The following is an 18,283-nucleotide window of genomic DNA, read 5'->3' as shown; positions in this document are numbered from 1 at the left end:
CGCCTCAGCGCCCCACGGCGTGCAGCGCCGCGCCGTAATCGCGCAGCCATCGGCGATAGGGCCGGTGGTCGCCTACCAGCCGGTGCACCACCGCCCAATAGGCCGGACTGTGGTCGGCGTGGACCAGATGGGCCACCTCGTGCGCGGCCAGATAGTCCGCCACGGCGGGCGGGGCCATGATCACCCGCCAGGAATAGCGGATCGAGCGGTTGTGCGGACTGCACGAGCCCCAGCGCGAGCGGGTGTCGACGATCGACACCTTGACCGGCTTGCGGCCCCCATCCTGCCCCAGCGCCGTCAGATGCGCCTCGGTCCGCGTGGTCAGAAAGTCACGCGCCGCGCGCTTGAACCAGTTCTCGATCCGGCGGGAAAAGGCCTCGCCCTCGCCGCCCGAGCGGATCACCGGCCCCTCCGGGGTCTCGACCAGACGCGCCGCGCCCGCCCCGCCGACGGCCTCCAGCCGCACGCTCCGGCCCAGCCAAGACACGGTTGCACCCGGCTCCAGCGGCGTGCCCGCGATCCGCGCGGCCAGACGGTCGGCGATCCACTCCGATTTGCTGCGCGCAAAGGCCACCGCCTCGCCCAGCCGCCGCTCGGACGGGGCCACGGCCACGGCTTCGCCGGCGCGGGCGTCGATACGGATCGACAGCCGTCGCGCGCGGGGATTCACCGACAGGCGAAGGGCGCCCCCGCCCTCAAGCGGCAGCCGCTGGCCGTTCCGGTACTGCACTCAGGCTCTCGTTCTGGGCGATGAAGTCGCGCACGCGCGGATAGATCTCGTCACGGAAACGACGACCGTTGAAGACGCCGTAATGGCCCACGCCCGGCTGGACGTAGAGGAGACGGCGGCCGTCGGGGATGTTGGGCGTCAGGCCGTGCGCGGCCTGGGTCTGGCCAACGCCGGAAATGTCGTCCTTCTCGCCCTCGACCGTGGCCAGACCGATGTCGGTGACAGCCGACAGGGCGACAAGCTTGCCGTCATGTTCCAGCAGGCCGCGTGCCAGCAGATGCTGCTGGAAGACGATGTCAATGGTCTGGAGATAGAATTCCTCGGTCAGGTCCAGCACCGACAGATACTCGTCGTAGAACTGCTCGTGCTTTTCGACCCCGTCGCCGTCCCCGGCCACCAGATCCTCGAAATAGCGGCGATGGGCGTCGACGTGCTTTTCCTCGTTCATCGACATGAAGCTGTAGAGCTGGACGAAGCCCGGATAGACGCGGCGCCCAAAGCCCGGATAGGGCCAGGGCACGGTGTGGATCATGTTCGACTTGAACCAGGCGAAGGGCTTGGCCTCGGCCAGTTGGTTCGTCACCGTCGGCGACAGGCGGGCGTCGATGGGCGAGCCCATGAAGGTCATGGAGGCGGGCCGGTTGGGGTCGTTCTCGGCCGCCATGACGGCGCAGGCCGCCAGCACCGGCGGGCCCGGCTGGCAGACGCCGACGACATGGGCGCGCGGGCCGATGGCCGTCAGCATGGCCCGGACGTGGTCGATGTAGTCGTGAAAGTCGAACCGGCCCTCCAGCACCGGCACCTGACGGGCGTTCTCCCAGTCGGCGACATAGACGTCATGGTCCTGCAGGAAGCCTTCGACCGTGCCGCGCAACAGGGTGGCGTAGTGACCCGACAGGGGGGCGACGATCAGGACGGCAGGCGAAACGCCCGGCTTGCCCGCCCGCTTCAGGTCGCCCGCGTGGCGCGCAAACCGGACCAGTCGGCACCAGGGCGAGGACCAGACGACCTGTTCGGTCGTGCGCACGGCATGGCCGTCGATGTCGATGGTTTCCAGCCCCCAGGCCGGCTTGCCGTAGCGGCGCGTCAGGCTCTCGAACACCTCGGCCGAGGCGTAGGCCGTGCGGCCGATGGCCGTGTCAGAGGCCGGATTGAAGGGCGACGTCCAGAACGACCGCGCCATCTGGGCCCCGATCCGGAACGGCGTCGCCGAATGATAGGCGAGCTCGTGAAATGCGTAGAGCATGAAACCCCGACTGCGGCCCCCGCCGATGCGGCAGGGCAGCATAGAACGTTTCGCACTGCAAAAGGAGTTGGGCGCGATCAGCGAAAGGTGATCAGCCCTGCTCCATCTTCCGTTCAATCAGCTTGGCGGTCTTGTCCGGCCCCAGGTCGTGGGCCACGGCGCTGCGGAACTGACCGTCCGGCCCCATCAGATAGACGGTCAGGGAGTGGTTCATCGTATAGCCCTCGCCCTCGCCGACCTTCTGATAGAAGGCGCGATATGCCTTGGCGACCTGGGCCGTCTGCTCGGGCGTGCCGGTCAGGCCGATGACGCCCTTGGGGAAGCCGTCCGACGACAGATAGTCCTTCAGCAGCTTGGGCGTGTCGCGCTCGGGATCGATGCTGACGAAGACGATCTGCAGATCCTTGGCCTTGTCGCCCATCCGTTCCTGCACCGCGTTCAGCACGCCGAGCGTGGTCGGGCAGTAGTCGGGGCAGTAGGTGAAGCCGAAGAAGACCAGGGTCCACTTGCCGTTCAGGATCGACTGATCGACCACCTGTCCGTCCTGATTGGTCAGGGTGAACGGACCGCCGACGGTCGGCTGGCCCGTGCCGGTCTCGGCAGTCTGAGTCGCCTGCTGGCGTCCATTGACGACCACCATGGTGATCAGGCCCAGGGCCAGGGCGATGACCGCGCAGGCGGCGGCGAACAGAATGACGGGACGACGCGGCATCGACTTCTCCTCGGGATCTGGCGACGGGTGTGCAGCTGCCAGCGTCGCGGTCTATAGAAGAGGCGTGAGCAGCACAGAAGCCCCCTCCCTGTCGCAGCCCCCCCATCGCAGCGGGGCCGCCGCCTCCCCGCCGGGCGCCATGGAGGCCCTGCGCGAGCGGCCCCGGCGTGGGCGCGGCCTGTCGCTGCGCACCCTGATCGTGCTGCGCTGGCTGGCCATCGTGGGGCAGAGCTCGGCCATCCTGACCGCCTATTTCGCGCTGCACTTCCCCTTGCCCCTGTGGCAATGCCTGACCGCCATCGGGGCCAGCGCCGTCATGAACCTGGCCACCATGGCGCGGGCCCGGCGTATCGACGGCAGTCTGCCGAACGGGCGTCAGACGGCCGCGCAGTTGGGCTTCGACATCCTGCAGCTGGCGACCCTGCTGGCCCTGACCGGCGGCCTCGACAACCCGTTCTGCCTGTTGCTGGTGGCGCCGGTGACCATCGCCGCCGCCGCCCTGCCCTCGCGTCAGGCCCTGGCTCTGGGGTTGATGGCTCTGCTGGCGGTCGGCGTCCTCTTCTCCTGGTCCCTGCCCCTGCCGTGGCGGATGCACGAACATCTGGAGCTGCCGGGCCTCTATCGCTTCGGCATGGGACTAGCCCTGGTCACCGGGGTCCTGTTCACCTCGGGCTACGCCTGGAAGGTCGCCGCCGACGCCGAAAAGCTGGAGCTGGCCCTGGCCACCACCCAGGACGTGCTGCAACGCGAACAGAGACTGGCGGCCCTGGGCGGTCTGGCCGCCGCCGCCGCCCACGAACTCGGCACGCCCCTGGCGACCATTCAGGTGGTGGCCAAGGAACTGCTGCGCGCCTCGCCGCCCGACAGCCCCGTGGCCGAGGACGCCGCCCTGATGCTGCAACAGGCCGAGCGCTGCCGCGACATCCTGAAACAGCTGTCGGCCCAGCCGGAAGAAGGCGACGCCCTCTACGCAGACGTCGATCTGAAGGCCCTGCTGGAAGAGGTGGTCGAGCCGCACCGGGGCTTTGATCTGGACTTCCAGACCGCGATCAAGGCCCCGCCCGGACAGCCGGTCCCACGCGTGCATCGCCTGCCCGAAGTCATCCACGGCCTGTCCACCCTGATCGAGAACGCCGCCGACTTCGCCAACAGCCGGGTGCGGGTGACCGCCATCGTCGATGCGGGCTGGATCGAGATCGACATCGTCGACGACGGTCCCGGCTTCTCGTCCGAAATCCTGCCCCGCCTCGGCGAGCCCTATGTGACCAGCCGCCCCCAGGCCAAGGCCCGCCGCGCCCTGGCGGCCCAGATCGCCGCCGCTTCGACCCCGACCGCCCCGCGCCGGCACGGCCGCAGGGTCGCGCCCCCGCCCCCGATCACCGCCCCCATCGCCCCCAGCCAGGGCGGCATGGGCCTGGGCTTCTTCATCGCCCGCACCCTGCTGGAGCGCAGCGGCGGCAAGGTTTCGGTCGGCGCCGGCGACGGCGAGAGGGGCCAGCCCAAGGGCGCACGCGTCACCGTCCGCTGGCCGCGACAGGCGCTGGAGGCGGCCGATCCGGCCCTGACGCCGCGCTCGGCGCGTGGAACCTGATGTCGCAGTCGGGAGCTAGAACCTTGACCATGCCTCGCAGACGCCCGACCTGAGCGTCAGGAGAATCCCATGTCCGAACTCGAAGCCCGTATCGCCACCCTGGCCGACAAGACCCTGCTGCTGCTGGACGACGACCAGGCGCTGCGCACCCGCCTGGGCCGGGCGCTGGAGGCGCGCGGCTTCGAGGTGACCCTGGCCGGTTCGGTGGCCGAGGCCGGCGACGCCCTGCGCGTTTCCGCCCCCGCCTTCGCCGTGCTGGACATGCGGCTGGAGGACGGCAACGGCCTGAAGGTGGTCGAAGCCATCCGCGAACGGCGCGAGGACGCCCGCATCGTCATGCTGACCGGCTACGGCGCCATCGCCACCGCCGTCGCGGCGGTCAAGGCCGGCGCTGTCGACTATCTGCAGAAGCCCGCCGACGCCGACGACGTGGTCAAGGCCCTGCTCTCCAGCGGCGAAGCCCCCGAGCCCCCGGAAAACCCCATGAGCGCCGACCGGGTGCGCTGGGAGCACATCCAGCGCGTCTATGAGCTGTGCGACCACAATGTCTCGGAAACGGCGCGCCGCCTCGGCATGCACCGCCGCACGCTGCAGCGCATCCTGGCCAAGCGCGCGCCGCGCTAGTTCCCTTCTCCCCTTGAGGGAGAAGGTGGCAGGCGAAGCCTGACGGATGAGGGGTGTGAGCGCCTCGATCTGAATGTTGAGACGTCGGCGGATCGATTCTTGATGTCGCGCCGACACCCCTCATTCGGCCCTGACGGGCCACCTTCTCCCTCAAGGGGAGAAGGAAACTAGTCCCGCATCATCCTCAGCGCCCCCAACCGCGCAAACGCCAGCGTTAGCGCCTTTCTCCGCGCCGGCGCCAGCGGCGTGGCGGGCGCGTCGCGGACGACGGCTCCGCCGAAGCCGTCGGCGACGATCAGCCCCGGCGCGTCGGGCAGGACAGCTTGCGGAAACTCCGGCGCGACGGCGAAGTAGAAGGCGTCGCAGAAGGGCCCGTATTCATGCCATTTGCGGTCGACGCGATAATCGTCGACGCCCGACTTCACCTCGCAGATGACGATGTCGCCCTTGGGTCCCAGGGCCATGACGTCGGCGCGGCGGCCATTGGGCAGGCCGACTTCCAGCAACGGCGCATAGCCCAGGTCCAACATCAGCCGCGCCGCCCCGCGCGTGACCGACAGGGTGGTGTCGGGACGGCTGAAGACCAGTTCGAGATGAAGGGCGGAGGCGGCCATGTCGCCCTTTATGTTCCGCCTATGTTCCTATCGCAAGCGCTGCCGGTTGGTGCGCCACTGGTCGCGCGTCTGGCCCCACAGGTTGAGCGGCGTCTCGTGGAACGGTGGCGGCGCCCGCCCCGGCCCCCGGTTCGTCGAGCCCAGGCGCTCAGCCACCTTTTCCGACGCCCGGTTGGCCGGGTCGATGCAGTGGATCACGTCGGCCCAGTCCAGCACCTCGAAGGCGTAGTCCATAGTCGCGGCGGCGGCCTCGACCGCATAGCCCTTGCCGGTCGCGTCGCGATGCAGGCTCCAGCCCACCTCCCGGCCCGGCCAGTCATAGGGATGCAACGGACCGATGCGGCCCATCCATTTTCCCGTGGCCTTTTCGATCACCGAGAACATGCCTTCGCCCTGCAGGGCCCACATGCCCGCGACCGAGGCCATGGTCCGCCAGACCTCGTGCTTCGACTTCACCCCGCCGATGAAGCGGGTCGTGTCCGGATCGCTCTGGAACTCGGCCCAGCGCGGGAAATCCTCCAGCGTCGGCGGGCGCAGGTAAAGCCGTTCGGTCTCCAGCGTCGGACCCAGCGGAGAGGAAAAGTCGGTCACAGCAGATACTCCCGCTCAAGGCTGTAGACGCTGCCATCGCCGGTCAGGACGCTGGAATAGAGGCCGAAACGGTCGATGCGGATCGGCGGTGAGTTCAACAGGTTGTGCCCGGCGATCCAGGCCCCGATCCGGTCCGGATTGGCCTGCGGCTTCAGATAGGCCAGGGTCACATGCGGCCGGTATTCGCGCCGTTCGGGCGGCACGCCCGCGCGCTCGCCCGCCGACCGACAGCGCCCCGCCAGCACATTCAGCGGCTCGCTGGGCTCCAACCCCGCCCACAGCGTATGGGTGCGGTGGGCGTCGCCAAAGGCCCCGACGCCCTTCAGCGTGATCTCGAACGCCCCGCCACCCTCGGCCCGGCTCAGTTCGGAGGCCAGATCGTCGGCCTTCCGCTCGTCCGCGTCGCCATAGAAGGCCAGCGTCACATGCAGAGCGTCCAGCGGCCGCCAGCGGGCGCCCGGCAGGCCGGATTGCCGGCGCTGAAGCGCCTCGGCGACGTCCTCGGGAATGGAGATGGCGGTGAACAGGCGGGGCATGCGACCCTTGGTAGCGGGCGGAACGCCCCTTCGGAAGACGGGTTTTCCTTGCATGGCGGCCCATCCGTCCCGATATTTCCAGTCAAGGTCGGCGCTTGCCGTCCAAACGGGAGAAAATCTTCGCGATGAGCGACTTCAACAACGGTTATGCGCGCCCGCTTCCGCAGTCGGCGGACATGTCCGTGGACGCCGGTCTGCGCGCCTTCATGCTGGGCGTTTACAACAAGCTCGCCCTCGGCCTCGTGGTCGCCGGCGCGCTGGCCTATCTCACCGGCAACTACGCCCCGGTGCAGCAACTTCTCTACACCCAGGCCGCTGACGGCCGCATCGGCCTGACGATGCTGGGCATGATCGTCCAGTTCTCGCCCCTGGTCATGCTGTTCGGCTCCATGTTCTTCATGAAGAACCCGACGGCCAAGGGCGTGAACATGCTCTACTGGGCCGTGGTCGCCACCATCGGCGCCGGTCTGGGCGTGCTGTTCCTGCGCTATACCCACGGTTCGCTGGCCTCGACCTTCTTCGTCACCGCGGCGGCCTTCGCTGGTCTCAGCCTGGTCGGCTACACCACCAAGAAGAACCTGACCGGCATGGGCAGCTTCCTGATCATGGGCGTGATCGGCCTGGTCATCGCCTCGGTCGTCAACATCTTCATGCAGTCGGGCGTGATGTATTTGATCATCTCGGGTATGGGCGTGCTGATCTTCTCGGGTCTGATCGCCTATGACACCCAGCGCCTGAAAATGACCTACTACGCCCTCGGCGGCGACAAGAACGCGATGGGCGTAGCCACCGGCTTCGGCGCCCTGAGCCTGTTCATCAACTTCGTGAACCTGTTCCAATTCCTGCTGGCCTTCATGGGCAACCGGAACTAGGCCTCAAGTAGCCCGAAGGGCGATAGGCCACTAAAAATGAAGGCCCCGGCAGCGATGTCGGGGCCTTTTCTTTTGTCGTCATCCCGGCCGAGCCGCAGGCGAAGAGCCGGGACCGCCCAAGGCGCCGACCTCTGCGTGTGTAGCGGTCCCGGATAGCGGCGACGCCGCTTCCGGGATGACGATGAGAGATGCCTATTCCACCACCGTGAACTTGCGGCTGTCGAAGACCCGCAGCACCTGGGCCAGGTCGCGGCCGCGTTTCAGCACATGGCCGCCTTCGCCGATCACGGCCCACTGTCCCTGTTTCAGGCGCAAGGCCGGGCGTTTCTCGATGCGGTAAAGCGGCGCGTCGCCCGAGCGGCGGAAGACGGCGAATTCGGCTACTTCCTTGTGGCCGATCATGGCGTAGTCGCGCCATTCCCCCGCGGCGACCATCCGGCCATAGACCCGCAGCACCAGCCCCAGCTCCTGCCGGTCGAAGAAGACCGGGCCCGGCTGCGACGCGTCTGAACTGTGCGGATCAAGGCTCATCGCCTCTCAACTTAGGCGGCTGCGCGCCGAACGCCAGCGGGACCGCGACTTGTCACCCGCTCCCCACGCGTCCAAAAGACGGATCAAGTTCTAGATACGGAGACGACCCATGGCGACGAACGAAGGCTGGGATATGCCGACCGGCGAACTCATGAAGGGCAAGAAGGGCCTGATCATGGGGGTCGCGAACTCCAGTTCCATCGCCTGGGGCATCGCCTCGCAGCTGGCCGCCCAGGGCGCCGAGTTGGCCTTCACCTACCTCGGCGAAAGCCTGGAGCGTCGCGTGCGCCCGCTGGCCGAAAGCGTCGGCGCCAAGCTGCTGATCCAGGCCGACGTCACCGACGACGCCTCGATGGACAAGGCGTTCGAGGAGCTGGAAAAAGAGTTCGGCACGATCGACTTCGTCGTCCACGCCATCGCCTTCGCCAACAAGGACGAGCTGAAAGGCTCCTTCGTCGACAACACCACGCGCGACAGCTTCCTGCTGGCCATGAACATCTCGGCCTTCAGCTTCGTCGACGTGGCCAAGCGCTCGGCTAGGCTGATGCCCAACGGCGGTTCGATGATCACCCTGACCTATCTGGGGTCGGAGCGAGTCATCCCCAACTACAACACCATGGGCGTGGCCAAGGCCGCGCTCGAAGCCGCGACCCGTTACATCGCGCGCGATCTGGGTCCCAAGGGCATCCGCGTCAACGCCATCTCGGCGGGCGCCATGCGCACCCTGTCGCTGGCCGGCATCTCGGGCGGGCGTGGCCTGCACTCCAAGAGCGCCCAGTTCTCGCTGATCAAGGAAGAGACCTCGATGGAAGGCGTCGCCGGCGCCGCCCTGTGGCTGTGCTCGGACCTGGGCCGCTCGACCACGGGCGAAGTCGTCCACGTCGACGCCGGCTTCCACGCCGTCGGCCTGCCGGACGACATGGAAGGCTGAACCCCTCAGGGTTCGGAACGAGATCAGGGCCGCCGGGAAACCGGCGGCCCTTTTTGCTTTCAGGGCGCCGTCGCCCGGCCTAGCTTCGCCGCATGAGTTCGTCGCGCCTCCCCCCGCCCGCCAGCTTCTCCGCCGCCGCCGTGGCGACCGTCATCGGTTTCGGCGGCACCGTGGCCCTGGTGGTGCAGGCGGGGCAGACGCTGGGCGCCTCGCCGCCGCAGATCATCTCCATGGTCACGGCGCTCTGCCTCGGCATCGGCCTGCCGGGCGCGGCGCTCAGTTGGCGGCTGAAGATGCCGGTGGTCCTGGCCTGGTCGACGCCGGGCGCGGCTTTGCTGGCCGCCTCCACGCTCGGACTGGGCTGGAACACCGCCGTCGGCGCCTTCGTTCTCGCCGGGCTGCTGATGGTGCTGACGGGGTTGATCCCGGCCCTGGGACGGCTGGCCGAGCGGATTCCCGCAGCGATCGCCTCGGCCATGCTGGCCGGGGTGCTGCTGCCCTTCTGTCTGAAGCTGTTCCTCGTCTTTCCGACCGACATGGCCCTGGCGGGAGGGCTGCTGGCGGTCTTCATGATCCTGCGCCGCGTCGCCGCCGCCTGGGCCCTGCCTGCGGTTCTGGTCGCGGCCTTTGCGGTTCTGACCCTGCGCGGTCAGGTCGGCCTGCCCGCCGGGACCGGCCTGTTCGGCGCGCTGTCGCCGGTCACGCCCGCCTTCGACTGGAAGGCGGCCGTCAGCCTGGCCCTGCCGCTCTATCTGGTGACGCTGGCGTCGCAGAACCTGCCCGGTCTGGTGGTGCTGCGGGCCGCCGGATACGCCCCGCCCGCCGGAAAGCTGATCTTCTGGGGCGGGCTGACCAGCACCATCCTGGCCCCCTTCGGCGCGCACGGCGTCAATCTGGCGGCCATCGTCGCCGCCATCTGCACCGGACCGGAAGCCCATCCGGATCCGAACCGGCGCTGGACCGTCGGCGTCATTTACGGCCTGATCTATCTGGTCGTGGCCCTGTTCGCCGCACCGCTGGCGGGCCTGTTCATCGCCATGCCGACCGGGGCGCTGGCGGTCATCACCGGCCTGGCCCTGATCGCGCCCCTGACCGGGTCCCTGACCGGCATGATGAATGTGGCGGAGGACCGCGAAGCGGCGGTGCTGACCTTCGCCGCCACGGCCTCGGGCGTGGCCCTGTTCGGGGTCGGATCAGCCTTCTGGGGGCTGGCGGTCGGCTTCATCGCCCTGGCCGCGCGCCGCTGGATCCATCCCCGCCGCGCCTGAGCATCACGTCACTGTGAGAGAACAGCGGCTTCCCACGCCACAGCCGATTGTGAGAGCGTCCCCCCGGCCGATGGACGGCCAGATAGAGAGACGACGATGTCCCACAAGTTCGAAATCTATCAGGACAAGGCCGGCGAGTTCCGAGTCCGGTTCAAGTACAATGCCGAGATCATCTTCTCGACCGAGGGCTATTCCGACAAGTCGGGCGCCAAGCGTGCGATCGACTCCATCAAGAAGCACGTCGGCGACGCCCCCACCGAAGAAGTCTGAGTACACCTAAGCTTCACGGGGGCGCGGACGCCGCGTCCCCGCCATCTGTCTTATGGCCGCGCCGGGATGTTCAGACCCCGCTGCACTGCGGGTCGCGTCAGGCCGCGCTTCAGCCAGGCGGCGACGTGCGGGAAGTCGTTGAAGCCGACCAGATCGCCCGCCTCGTAGAAGCCGATCAGGTTGCGCACCCAACCCAGGCTGGCGATGTCGGCGATGGTGTAGTCCTCGCCCATGATCCAGTCGCGGGGCTCTGCCCCCTCATTGGCGAGCCGGCCTTCCAACACCCCCAGCAGACGCCTCGACTCCGCGACGTAACGGTCGCGCGGGCGCTTGTCCTCGAACGCGCGCCCGGCGAATTTGTGGAAGAAGCCGAGCTGGCCGAACATCGGCCCGATCGAGGCCATCTGGAAGAAGACCCACTGCAGGGTCTCGTAGCGCGCGGCCGGATCGGCGGGCAGGAAGCGTCCCGTCTTCTCGGCCAGATAGACCAGGATGGCGCCGGATTCGAACAGGGCCAGCGGCTTTCCGCCTGGGCCGTCGGGGTCGAGGATGGCGGGGATCTTGCCGTTGGGGTTCAGCGACAGATAGTCAGGCGTCCAGGTCTCATTCTGGCCGATGTCGACCAGATGCGGCTCATAGACCAGACCCAGCTCCTCCAGCAGGATGGAGACCTTGACCCCGTTCGGCGTCGGCAGGGAATAGAGCTGCAGCCGGTCGGGATGGGCCGGCGGATACTGGCGGGTGATCGGAAAGGCGGACAGGTCGGCCATGGGGCGCTCCGGGCGGGTTGAACCTCCCATGTTGGAAGCCACCCCGCCCGCCGCAATAGCCACCGTAACGGTGGCGGTCGATCAGGCCTCGTCGCGCTCGTCCACCTCGGTCGGGCGCACGATGCGCAGCCAGCCGTCAGCGACGTGCAGGTCCGGCGCCGCCTCGCGCGTGAAGGGCAGATACCACGTCGGTCCGCCTTCCTTCGGGGCGATCTCCAGCATGTCCGAGGCGCCGAAATTCTGCACCGACTTGACCGTGCCGACCGCCGCGTCGTCGAGGTCGCGGGCTTCCAGCCCGACCAGATCGGTCAGGTAGAACTCGTCTTCCTCGGGCTCCGGCAGGCGGTCGCGCGGCACGAACAGCTTCTGGCCGCGCGCGGCGTCGGCCTGCTCCTTGGTGGCGATCTCCTTGACCTTGGCCACCACGCCCGCCCTGTCCGGTCGCGCCGAAAGCAGGGTCAGGGCTGGCGTGCCGTCGGCCTTCAGCAGAGGCTGATAGTCCATCAGGGTCATGGGCTCGGCGGTGAAGGCGGTGATGCGCACCTCGCCCTTCACGCCGAAGGCGCCGCCGACCTGGCCGACGAGGATCAGTTTCGGATCAGACATGAGCACTCCTCATAAACGTCACCCCGGAATCGCAAAGCGATATCCGGGGCCGCGGTAGGCTCGACAATATTGACCTGCAGCGCATCCGGCGGTCCCGGATACCGCCGTGCGGCGGTTCCGGGATGACGCTCGAAAGGCTTAGGCCTGTTCTTCGGTCGCTTCAGCGGCCGGAGCTTCTTCAGCAACGACTTCAGCGGCGACTTCTTCGGCAGCAGCTTCAACCGGAGCTTCTTCGACAGCCGGAGCGTTCTTGGCGGCTTCGGCGGCGGCGGCGGCTTCTTCCTTGGCGCGGGCGGCGGCTTCGGCAGCCTCGACCTTGGCGGCGGCTTCAGCTTCCAGACGGTCGGCTTCGCGCTGGGCGCGCTCGGCGGCGCGTTCCTGGGCCTTCTTGCCCGGAGCGCCCTTGTTCGGGTTGTTCGACTGGGTCCAGGCGACCTTGCCGACCAGGGCTTCGTCTTGCGATTGGCTGATGAAGCGCGCGACGCGGTCGGTCGGCTGGGCGCCCTTGGCGAGCCATTCCGAGATGCGGTCGGCCTTCAGGACGATGCGCGGGGTGGCGCTGTCCTTGGGCAGCATCGGGTTGTAGCTGCCGACGCGCTCGATGAACTTGCCGTCGCGGGGAGCGTGCGAGTCAGCAACGACGATGTAGTAGTAGGGGCGCTTCTTGGCGCCGCCGCGGGCCAGACGAATTTTCAGCATTTTCAGTCTCTTTCTAGAAAGTCGAAATCAGTTCTTTTTCGGGAAGCCCGGCAGACCCGGAAGGCCTCCCGGAAGTTGTCCGCCGCCCAGACCCGCAAGGCGGTCCTGAATGGCTTTCATTTCGTCGGCGCTGGCTTCCGGCATCTTGCCGCCGCCCAGAGCTTTGAGCCGGGCCATGTCGGCGCCGCCCCCGCCCATGCCTGACATGCCGGGCATTCCGCCCATCATGGAGGCCATCTTCTGCAGGTTCTTGCCGCCGCCCTTGGACAGCGACTTGACCATGTCGGCCATCTGCCGGTGCTGTTTCAGCAGGCGGTTGATGTCCTGGACCTCGACGCCGGCGCCGGCGGCGACGCGCTTCTTGCGGCTGGCGTTGAGCAGGTCGGGCTTCTTGCGCTCGGCCTTGGTCATGGAGCTGATGATGGCTTCCTGACGGGCGATCATCTTGTCGTTGACGTTGCTCTCGGCCATCTGGGCCTTCAGCTTGGACACGCCGGGCAGCATGCCCATGATGCCCTGAAGCCCGCCCATCTTCTTCATCTGCTGCAACTGGGCGGCCAGATCGTCCAGATCGAACTGACCCTTGGCCAGCTTGCGGGCCATCTTCTCGGCCTTGGCCTGGTCCAGCTCGCCCGCAGCCTTTTCGACCAGGGCGACAATATCGCCCTGACCCAGGATGCGGCCGGCGACGCGGCGAGCGTCGAAGACGTCCAGGGCGTCGACCTTTTCGCCGGCGCCCAGATACTTGATCGGCAGGCCGGTGACGGCGCGCATCGACAGCATGGCGCCGCCGCGGCCGTCGCCGTCGGCGCGGGTCAGCACCAGGCCCGTCAGCGGCAGGCGCTCGTGGAAGGCGGCCGCGGTGCGGACCGCGTCTTGACCCGTCAGGCTGTCGGCGACCAGCAGGGTCTCGACCGGATTGGCGACGCGGGCGACCTCGGCCACCTCGGCCATCAGGGCCTCGTCCAGCGTGATGCGGCCGGCGGTGTCGAGGATCAGGACATCGAAGCCCTGAAGTTTTGCGGATTGCAACGCGCGCTTGGCGATCTCGACCGCCGACTGGCCCGCCACGATGGGCAGGGTCGCGACCTCGATCTGCTGACCCAGGGTCGCCAGTTGCTCCATGGCCGCCGGACGACGCGTGTCCAGCGAGGCCATCATGACCTTCTTTTTGTCGAACTTGGTCAGCCGCAGCGCCAGCTTGGCCGAGGTCGTGGTCTTGCCCGAGCCCTGCAGGCCGGCCATCAGGATCACGGCCGGCGGCGTGGCGTTGATGTTGATCGGGGTCGGCTCTTCGCCGCCCAGCATCTCGACCAGACCGTCATAAACGATCTTGACCACCTGATCGGCCGGCTTGACCGAACGGATGACGTCTTCGCCCGTCGCCTGCACCTTGGCGCGGCTGATGAAGTCCTTGACCACCGGCAGGGCGACGTCGGCCTCGAGCAGGGCGACGCGGACTTCGCGCAGCGCTTCCTCGACATCCTTTTCGGACAGGGCGCCGCGGCCGGTGATCCGGTCGAAGACGCCTGTCAGTCGCTCGTTCAGAGCCTCGAACATTCAAAACCTTTCATGCGCGAACCCTGACCTCCATAGAGAAACGACCTCTGGCGACGATCACGTCGGCAGAGGGTCCTCGCCATCCTCGTTCTTTCTTTTTGGGCTATCGGCCGGTCGGCCTACTTGAGCCCGAATGGGCTGTGCTCAAGTAGCGCTCAGCGCGGTAGCACGACCAAGAAAGCTGTCGTGATGGAGGAGGCGCAGGTTCAATTGCGCCGGAAGTGGCGGCTTATGCCTCATCAACAAGCCAGAGTCGACATTTTGTTGGGGGCGCTCCCAACTTCGTCCGACAACCACACAAAGGGTTTCAGCGTTGGGCATGGGACTGGCTCGTTCGCATTCCGCTGATACGGTTCTGCTTCCAGCCTCCCCGCTGAAGGACAATGCGATGATCCAGGCCGCCGACGATGCCCCGCGCGAAGAGGTCCGCCTGCTGGGCGCCCTGCTCGGCGAGGTGATCCGCGACGAGGGGGGCCAGGCGCTCTACGATCGGATCGAGGCGGTGCGTCAGGCCTCGGTGGCCTATCACCGCGACTCCGCCTCGCACGACGCGTCCAAGCTGGAAGCCCTGCTGAAGGACCTGTCGCTGGATCAGGCCGTCGGCCTGGTCCACGGCTTCGCCGCCTTCTCTCTTCTGGCCAATGTCGCCGAGGACCGGGCAGGCAAACGCCGCGCCCGGGAACAGGCCGAGGCCGGCGAGCGGGCCGACACGCCCGAGGGCGCACTGAAGCGGTTGGAGGCGGCGGGGGTGGATCGGGCGGCGGTGCGCGGCCTGTTGTCGGACGCGCTGATCTCGCCGGTCCTGACCGCCCACCCGTCGGAGGTCCGGCGCAAGAGCGTGATCGACCGCATCACCGCCGTCGGCGCCCTGCTGGACGGCTGCGACCGCGACGGGATCGCCTGTTCGCCCACGGCGCTGAAGGCGGCTCTGCGCCGCCAGATCGTCATCCTGTGGGCCACGCGGCTGACCCGCGCCTCCGGCCTGGTGGTGCAGGACGAGATCAACACCGTGACGGACTGGCTGCAGCGCATCTTCCTGCACGTCGCCCCGGCGCACCTGGCCGAGTGGCGCAAGCTGCTGGACGCGCCCGACCTGCCGCCCTTCCTGCGCATCGGCACCTGGGTCGGCGGCGACCGAGACGGCAACCCCAATGTCGACGCCGCCGTGATGAGCGCCGCCTTCCGCACCCAGTCACGCGCCGTCCTGCGTTTCTATCTGGACGAGGTGAACGCGCTCGGCGAGGAGCTGAGCCTGTCGGCCGACCTGACCACCGTCACCCCCGAACTGGCGGCTCTGGTCGGCACCTCCGGCGACGCCTCGATCCAGCGGGCGGACGAGCCCTATCGCCGGGCGCTCAGCCAGATTTACGCCCGACTGTCGGCGACCCATCTGGCCCTGACCGGCGGCCCCGCCCCCCTGCCCGCCCAGTTCGACGCCGCCCCCTATGACGACGGCCCCGACGCCTTCCGCGCCGACCTGACCGTGCTGCACGACAGCCTGGTGCGCACCCACGGCGCCGTCTTCGCCGACGACCGGCTGGCGCGTCTGATCACGGCCGCCGACGTCTTCGGCTTCCACATGGCGACCCTGGACCTGCGCCAGAACTCGGACGTGCACGAGCGCGTCGTCGCCGACCTGATGAAGGTCGCGGGCGCCTGTGATGACTACGCCGCCCTGGACGAGGAGGGCCGCTTGGCCCTGCTGGCGCGCGAACTGGCCGGGCCGCGCCCGCTGTTCTCGCCCTATGCCGACTACGCGCCCGAGACGCTGAAAGAACGCGCCATCCTGCAGGCGGCGGCGCAAGCTCTGGCCGCCTTCGGCCCGCAGGCGATCCGCACCCACATCGTCTCCAAGACCGACGCGGCGTCCGACATGCTGGAGGTCTATCTGCTGCTGAAAGAGGTCGGCCTCTACGACCCCGCCGATCCCGCCGCCTGCCCCATCCAGGCCGCCCCCCTGTTCGAGACCATCGACGACCTGCGCGCCTCGCAGCCGACGCTGGAGCGGGTGCTGGCCGAGCCCTCGGCCCGCGCCGTAGCGACCGCGCGCGGGGTGCAGGAGGTCATGATCGGCTACTCCGACAGCAACAAGGACGGCTCCTACCTGACCTCGGGCTGGGAACTGCACGAGGCCTCGCGCGCCCTGCTGGAGGTCACCCGCGCGGCGGGGATGCGGCTGCAACTGTTTCACGGTCGCGGCGGCGCGGTCGGGCGCGGCGGCGGCTCATCCTTCTCGGCAGTTCTGGGCCAACCGGCGGGGACGGTGGCGGGCCGCATCCGCGTCACCGAACAGGGCGAGGTCATCGCCAACAAGTACGGCGAGCCGGAGGTGGCGCAGAGGAACCTGGACGCCCTGACCTGCGGCACCCTGCTGGCTTCGCTGGGGCCGCAGACCGACGGCGGCTACAGCGCCGAGCACGGCGCCACGGCGGCGCGTCTGTCGGCGGCCTCGATGAAGGCCTATCGCGCCCTGGTCTATGAGACGCCGGGCTTTGTCGACTATTTCCGCGCCGCCACTCCCATCGCCGAGATCGCCGACCTGAAGATCGGCTCGCGCCCGGCCAGCCGCACCGCCTCCCCCGCCATCGAGGACCTGCGCGCCATTCCCTGGGTGTTCAGTTGGTCGCAGTCGCGGGTCATGCTGCCCGGCTGGTACGGTTTTGGCTCGGCGGTTCAGGGCGAGGACATGGCCGAACTGCGCGACATGGCCGCCGCCTGGCCCTTCTTCCGCACCGTGGTCCAGAACATGGAGATGGTGATGGCCAAGGCCGACATGGCCATCGCCCGCCGCTACGCCCGGCTGATGCCCGACGCGGCGCTGGCCGAGCGCATCTACGGCGCCATTCGCGCGGAGTGGGACCGCACCCGCGACGCTGTCCTGGCGATCACCGGCCATAACGATCTCTTGGGCGGCCAGCCCGAACTGGACCGGTTGATCCGCCAGCGCATGCCCTATGTCGAGCCGCTGAACCACGTGCAGATCGAGCTGATCCGCCGGAGACGGGCCGGCGACGACGACCCCCGCGTGAGGAACGGCATCCTGCTGGCCATCAACGGCGTGGCGGCGGGCCTCAGGAACAGCGGCTGATCACAGCCACCTGGTCCGCTTGAAGGTGATGTAGAGGCCGACGCATACGGCGGCGATGAAGGCCATCGTCGCCGGATAGCCATAGACCCAGCGCAACTCCGGCATGTGCTCGAAGTTCATGCCGTAGATGCCCGCCACCGCCGTGGGCGTGGCCAGGATGGCGGCCCAGGCGGCTAGCTTGCGGGTGATCACCCCCTGGCGCTGCTGCTCCAGCAGGTTGGACACCTCGAACACCGACGACAGGATGTCGCGCAGCGACGCCGCCCGACTGGAGACCCGCCGCACATGGTCGGCCACGTCGCGGAAATAGGGGCGGACCTCGCGGTCGATGCAGGGCAGGTCCAGCGACTGCAGCTTGTTCGCCACCTCTTCCATGGGACCGAGGACGCGGCTGAATTTCAGCAGTTCGCGGCGCAGCTGGAACAGGCGCTTGATGTCGGCGCGCGACAGGAAGCTGTCCAGCGCCTGCTGCTCCATCTCCAGGACGCTGTCCTCGATGTCGTCGACGATAGGCACATAGCCGTCGACGATGAAGTCCAACACCCCGTGCAGGATGAAGTCGGCGCCGTGCTTCAACTGAAGCGGCGAGGCCTCCAGCTGGGTGCGCAGCTGGGTATGGGCGCGGGCCGAACCGTGGCGGATGGTGATGACGTAGCGCGGCCCGACGAAGACGTGCGTCTCGCCGTACAGGATGGCGTCGTCCGCCGCCTGGGCCGTACGGGCGACGACGAAGAGCTCGTCGCCATAGACCTCGATCTTGGGCATCTGGTGCGCCGTCAGCGCGTCTTCGACCGCCAGCGGATGCAGATGAAAGCGCCGCACCAGCCCCTCGAACTCCTCGTCCGTCGGTTCGTAGAGGCCGATCCACAGGTACTCGCCGGCCTTGAGCCGCAGACCCGCATCGGTCAGCGGCGCCTCGCGAACGCGCTTGCCGTCCTTGTAGACATAGGAGGCGACGACGCTCATGCGGGGAACCTCATTCTTGCTGGACCGCGGTCAGAAGGCTCCGCCTTCACGACCCGACGCGGCCCGCGACACAGCCAA

General features: G+C 68.1%; 19 protein-coding genes. 7 read left to right on the top strand and 12 right to left on the bottom strand.

Annotated elements, in window-relative coordinates:
- Positions 1 to 4: 4 nt before the first annotated feature.
- From AC1DJ5_RS10265 to AC1DJ5_RS10255, 3 genes are all read right to left on the bottom strand, one after another.
- Positions 5 to 730 carry a M48 family metallopeptidase gene (locus AC1DJ5_RS10265; RefSeq protein ID WP_477020514.1) on the bottom strand — a complete coding sequence of 242 codons (726 nt, stop codon included), beginning with the start codon at positions 728 to 730 and terminating at the stop codon, positions 5 to 7.
- Positions 696 to 1,976 (bottom strand): polyhydroxyalkanoate depolymerase, encoded by a 1,281-nt coding sequence (locus AC1DJ5_RS10260; RefSeq protein WP_477020513.1) that lies wholly within the window; start codon positions 1,974 to 1,976, stop codon positions 696 to 698. The genes AC1DJ5_RS10265 and AC1DJ5_RS10260 overlap by 35 nt, the downstream gene beginning before the upstream one ends.
- Positions 1,977 to 2,067: 91 nt before the next feature.
- Positions 2,068 to 2,688: an SCO family protein gene (locus AC1DJ5_RS10255; RefSeq protein ID WP_441455067.1), complete on the bottom strand. Its 621-nt coding sequence runs from the start codon at positions 2,686 to 2,688 to the stop codon at positions 2,068 to 2,070.
- Between the two features lie 64 nt (positions 2,689 to 2,752).
- Here AC1DJ5_RS10255 and AC1DJ5_RS10250 point away from each other — a divergent pair, with 64 nt between their 5' ends.
- On the top strand, positions 2,753 to 4,279 hold the full coding sequence (locus AC1DJ5_RS10250; RefSeq protein ID WP_441455068.1) for an ActS/PrrB/RegB family redox-sensitive histidine kinase: 1,527 nt from the start codon (positions 2,753 to 2,755) through the stop codon (positions 4,277 to 4,279).
- Between the two features lie 69 nt (positions 4,280 to 4,348).
- On the top strand, positions 4,349 to 4,903 hold the full coding sequence (locus AC1DJ5_RS10245; RefSeq protein WP_441455069.1) for an ActR/PrrA/RegA family redox response regulator transcription factor: 555 nt from the start codon (positions 4,349 to 4,351) through the stop codon (positions 4,901 to 4,903).
- A gap of 167 nt (positions 4,904 to 5,070) precedes the next feature.
- Here the strand turns inward: AC1DJ5_RS10245 and mmcB are convergent, their stop codons facing one another.
- Genes mmcB through thpR form a run of 3 tightly spaced genes read right to left on the bottom strand, consistent with a single transcriptional unit; the run spans position 5,071 to position 6,644 of the window.
- Positions 5,071 to 5,517 carry a DNA repair putative endonuclease MmcB gene (mmcB, locus tag AC1DJ5_RS10240; protein ID WP_477020512.1) on the bottom strand — a complete coding sequence of 149 codons (447 nt, stop codon included), beginning with the start codon at positions 5,515 to 5,517 and terminating at the stop codon, positions 5,071 to 5,073.
- Positions 5,518 to 5,544: 27 nt separating this feature from the next.
- A complete protein-coding gene (locus AC1DJ5_RS10235; protein WP_441455072.1) occupies positions 5,545 to 6,108 on the bottom strand; it encodes a GNAT family N-acetyltransferase in 564 nt (187 codons plus the stop codon).
- Positions 6,105 to 6,644, bottom strand: a complete 540-nt coding sequence (gene thpR, locus AC1DJ5_RS10230) for an RNA 2',3'-cyclic phosphodiesterase (protein WP_441455074.1) — start codon at positions 6,642 to 6,644, stop codon at positions 6,105 to 6,107. Before thpR ends, AC1DJ5_RS10235 begins: the two co-directional genes overlap by 4 nt.
- Before the next feature lie 125 nt (positions 6,645 to 6,769).
- On the opposite strand from thpR, the gene AC1DJ5_RS10225 reads away from it, so the two are divergent.
- The gene (locus AC1DJ5_RS10225; protein WP_441455075.1) at positions 6,770 to 7,516 is read left to right on the top strand and encodes a Bax inhibitor-1/YccA family protein; all 747 of its coding nucleotides are present in this window, start codon (positions 6,770 to 6,772) and stop codon (positions 7,514 to 7,516) included.
- A gap of 192 nt (positions 7,517 to 7,708) precedes the next feature.
- Here the strand turns inward: AC1DJ5_RS10225 and AC1DJ5_RS10220 are convergent, their stop codons facing one another.
- The gene (locus AC1DJ5_RS10220) at positions 7,709 to 8,047 is read right to left on the bottom strand and encodes a DUF2794 domain-containing protein (protein WP_313102981.1); all 339 of its coding nucleotides are present in this window, start codon (positions 8,045 to 8,047) and stop codon (positions 7,709 to 7,711) included.
- 133 nt (positions 8,048 to 8,180) lie between these two features.
- On the opposite strand from AC1DJ5_RS10220, the gene AC1DJ5_RS10215 reads away from it, so the two are divergent.
- The 3 genes from AC1DJ5_RS10215 (at position 8,181) to AC1DJ5_RS10205 (ending at position 10,516) form a co-directional block, all read left to right on the top strand.
- Positions 8,181 to 8,978, top strand: a complete 798-nt coding sequence (locus AC1DJ5_RS10215) for an enoyl-ACP reductase FabI (protein ID WP_441455290.1) — start codon at positions 8,181 to 8,183, stop codon at positions 8,976 to 8,978.
- A 92-nt stretch (positions 8,979 to 9,070) separates the two neighbouring features.
- Complete coding sequence (locus tag AC1DJ5_RS10210) at positions 9,071 to 10,246, top strand: benzoate/H(+) symporter BenE family transporter (RefSeq protein WP_477020511.1); 1,176 nt, start codon at positions 9,071 to 9,073, stop codon at positions 10,244 to 10,246.
- 96 nt (positions 10,247 to 10,342) lie between these two features.
- Positions 10,343 to 10,516 (top strand): YegP family protein, encoded by a 174-nt coding sequence (locus AC1DJ5_RS10205; RefSeq protein ID WP_441455078.1) that lies wholly within the window; start codon positions 10,343 to 10,345, stop codon positions 10,514 to 10,516.
- A 50-nt stretch (positions 10,517 to 10,566) separates the two neighbouring features.
- On the opposite strand, the gene AC1DJ5_RS10200 is transcribed toward AC1DJ5_RS10205, so the two are convergent.
- The 4 genes from AC1DJ5_RS10200 to ffh all read right to left on the bottom strand — a co-directional run bounded on the left by AC1DJ5_RS10200 (position 10,567) and on the right by ffh (position 14,151).
- On the bottom strand, positions 10,567 to 11,286 hold the full coding sequence (locus AC1DJ5_RS10200) for a glutathione S-transferase N-terminal domain-containing protein (protein WP_477020510.1): 720 nt from the start codon (positions 11,284 to 11,286) through the stop codon (positions 10,567 to 10,569).
- 81 nt (positions 11,287 to 11,367) lie between these two features.
- The gene (gene rimM / locus AC1DJ5_RS10195) at positions 11,368 to 11,892 is read right to left on the bottom strand and encodes a ribosome maturation factor RimM (RefSeq protein WP_441455080.1); all 525 of its coding nucleotides are present in this window, start codon (positions 11,890 to 11,892) and stop codon (positions 11,368 to 11,370) included.
- Between the two features lie 138 nt (positions 11,893 to 12,030).
- Entirely contained in the window at positions 12,031 to 12,591 is a 561-nt protein-coding gene (gene rpsP / locus AC1DJ5_RS10190) for a 30S ribosomal protein S16 (protein ID WP_441455081.1), read from the bottom strand.
- A 27-nt stretch (positions 12,592 to 12,618) separates the two neighbouring features.
- Positions 12,619 to 14,151, bottom strand: coding sequence for a signal recognition particle protein (ffh, locus tag AC1DJ5_RS10185; RefSeq protein ID WP_441455082.1), 1,533 nt, complete (start codon positions 14,149 to 14,151; stop codon positions 12,619 to 12,621).
- Positions 14,152 to 14,539: 388 nt separating this feature from the next.
- On the opposite strand from ffh, the gene ppc reads away from it, so the two are divergent.
- The gene (ppc, locus tag AC1DJ5_RS10180) at positions 14,540 to 17,239 is read left to right on the top strand and encodes a phosphoenolpyruvate carboxylase (protein ID WP_477020509.1); all 2,700 of its coding nucleotides are present in this window, start codon (positions 14,540 to 14,542) and stop codon (positions 17,237 to 17,239) included.
- Here ppc and corA read toward each other — a convergent pair whose 3' ends face one another.
- On the bottom strand, positions 17,240 to 18,205 hold the full coding sequence (gene corA, locus AC1DJ5_RS10175) for a magnesium/cobalt transporter CorA (protein ID WP_477020508.1): 966 nt from the start codon (positions 18,203 to 18,205) through the stop codon (positions 17,240 to 17,242).
- Positions 18,206 to 18,283: the final 78 nt, after the last annotated feature.

Source organism: Brevundimonas sp. 01N35, assembly GCF_056399785.1.
This window is presented reverse-complemented; position numbering and strand designations above follow the sequence as displayed.

What these genes read in the sequence shown, in the direction of transcription:
- AC1DJ5_RS10260 (WP_477020513.1), bottom strand. Translation starts at nt 1,976, where the DNA reads ATGCTCTACGCATTTCACGAGCTCGCCTATCATTCGGCGACGCCGTTC.
- AC1DJ5_RS10255 (WP_441455067.1), bottom strand. Translation starts at nt 2,688, where the DNA reads ATGCCGCGTCGTCCCGTCATTCTGTTCGCCGCCGCCTGCGCGGTCATC.
- AC1DJ5_RS10245 (WP_441455069.1), top strand. Translation starts at nt 4,349, where the DNA reads ATGTCCGAACTCGAAGCCCGTATCGCCACCCTGGCCGACAAGACCCTG.
- mmcB (WP_477020512.1), bottom strand. Translation starts at nt 5,517, where the DNA reads ATGGCCGCCTCCGCCCTTCATCTCGAACTGGTCTTCAGCCGTCCCGAC.
- thpR (WP_441455074.1), bottom strand. Translation starts at nt 6,644, where the DNA reads ATGCCCCGCCTGTTCACCGCCATCTCCATTCCCGAGGACGTCGCCGAG.
- AC1DJ5_RS10225 (WP_441455075.1), top strand. Translation starts at nt 6,770, where the DNA reads ATGAGCGACTTCAACAACGGTTATGCGCGCCCGCTTCCGCAGTCGGCG.
- AC1DJ5_RS10220 (WP_313102981.1), bottom strand. Translation starts at nt 8,047, where the DNA reads ATGAGCCTTGATCCGCACAGTTCAGACGCGTCGCAGCCGGGCCCGGTC.
- AC1DJ5_RS10215 (WP_441455290.1), top strand. Translation starts at nt 8,181, where the DNA reads ATGCCGACCGGCGAACTCATGAAGGGCAAGAAGGGCCTGATCATGGGG.
- AC1DJ5_RS10210 (WP_477020511.1), top strand. Translation starts at nt 9,071, where the DNA reads ATGAGTTCGTCGCGCCTCCCCCCGCCCGCCAGCTTCTCCGCCGCCGCC.
- AC1DJ5_RS10205 (WP_441455078.1), top strand. Translation starts at nt 10,343, where the DNA reads ATGTCCCACAAGTTCGAAATCTATCAGGACAAGGCCGGCGAGTTCCGA.
- AC1DJ5_RS10200 (WP_477020510.1), bottom strand. Translation starts at nt 11,286, where the DNA reads ATGGCCGACCTGTCCGCCTTTCCGATCACCCGCCAGTATCCGCCGGCC.
- rimM (WP_441455080.1), bottom strand. Translation starts at nt 11,892, where the DNA reads ATGTCTGATCCGAAACTGATCCTCGTCGGCCAGGTCGGCGGCGCCTTC.
- rpsP (WP_441455081.1), bottom strand. Translation starts at nt 12,591, where the DNA reads ATGCTGAAAATTCGTCTGGCCCGCGGCGGCGCCAAGAAGCGCCCCTAC.
- ffh (WP_441455082.1), bottom strand. Translation starts at nt 14,151, where the DNA reads ATGTTCGAGGCTCTGAACGAGCGACTGACAGGCGTCTTCGACCGGATC.
- ppc (WP_477020509.1), top strand. Translation starts at nt 14,540, where the DNA reads ATGATCCAGGCCGCCGACGATGCCCCGCGCGAAGAGGTCCGCCTGCTG.
- corA (WP_477020508.1), bottom strand. Translation starts at nt 18,205, where the DNA reads ATGAGCGTCGTCGCCTCCTATGTCTACAAGGACGGCAAGCGCGTTCGC.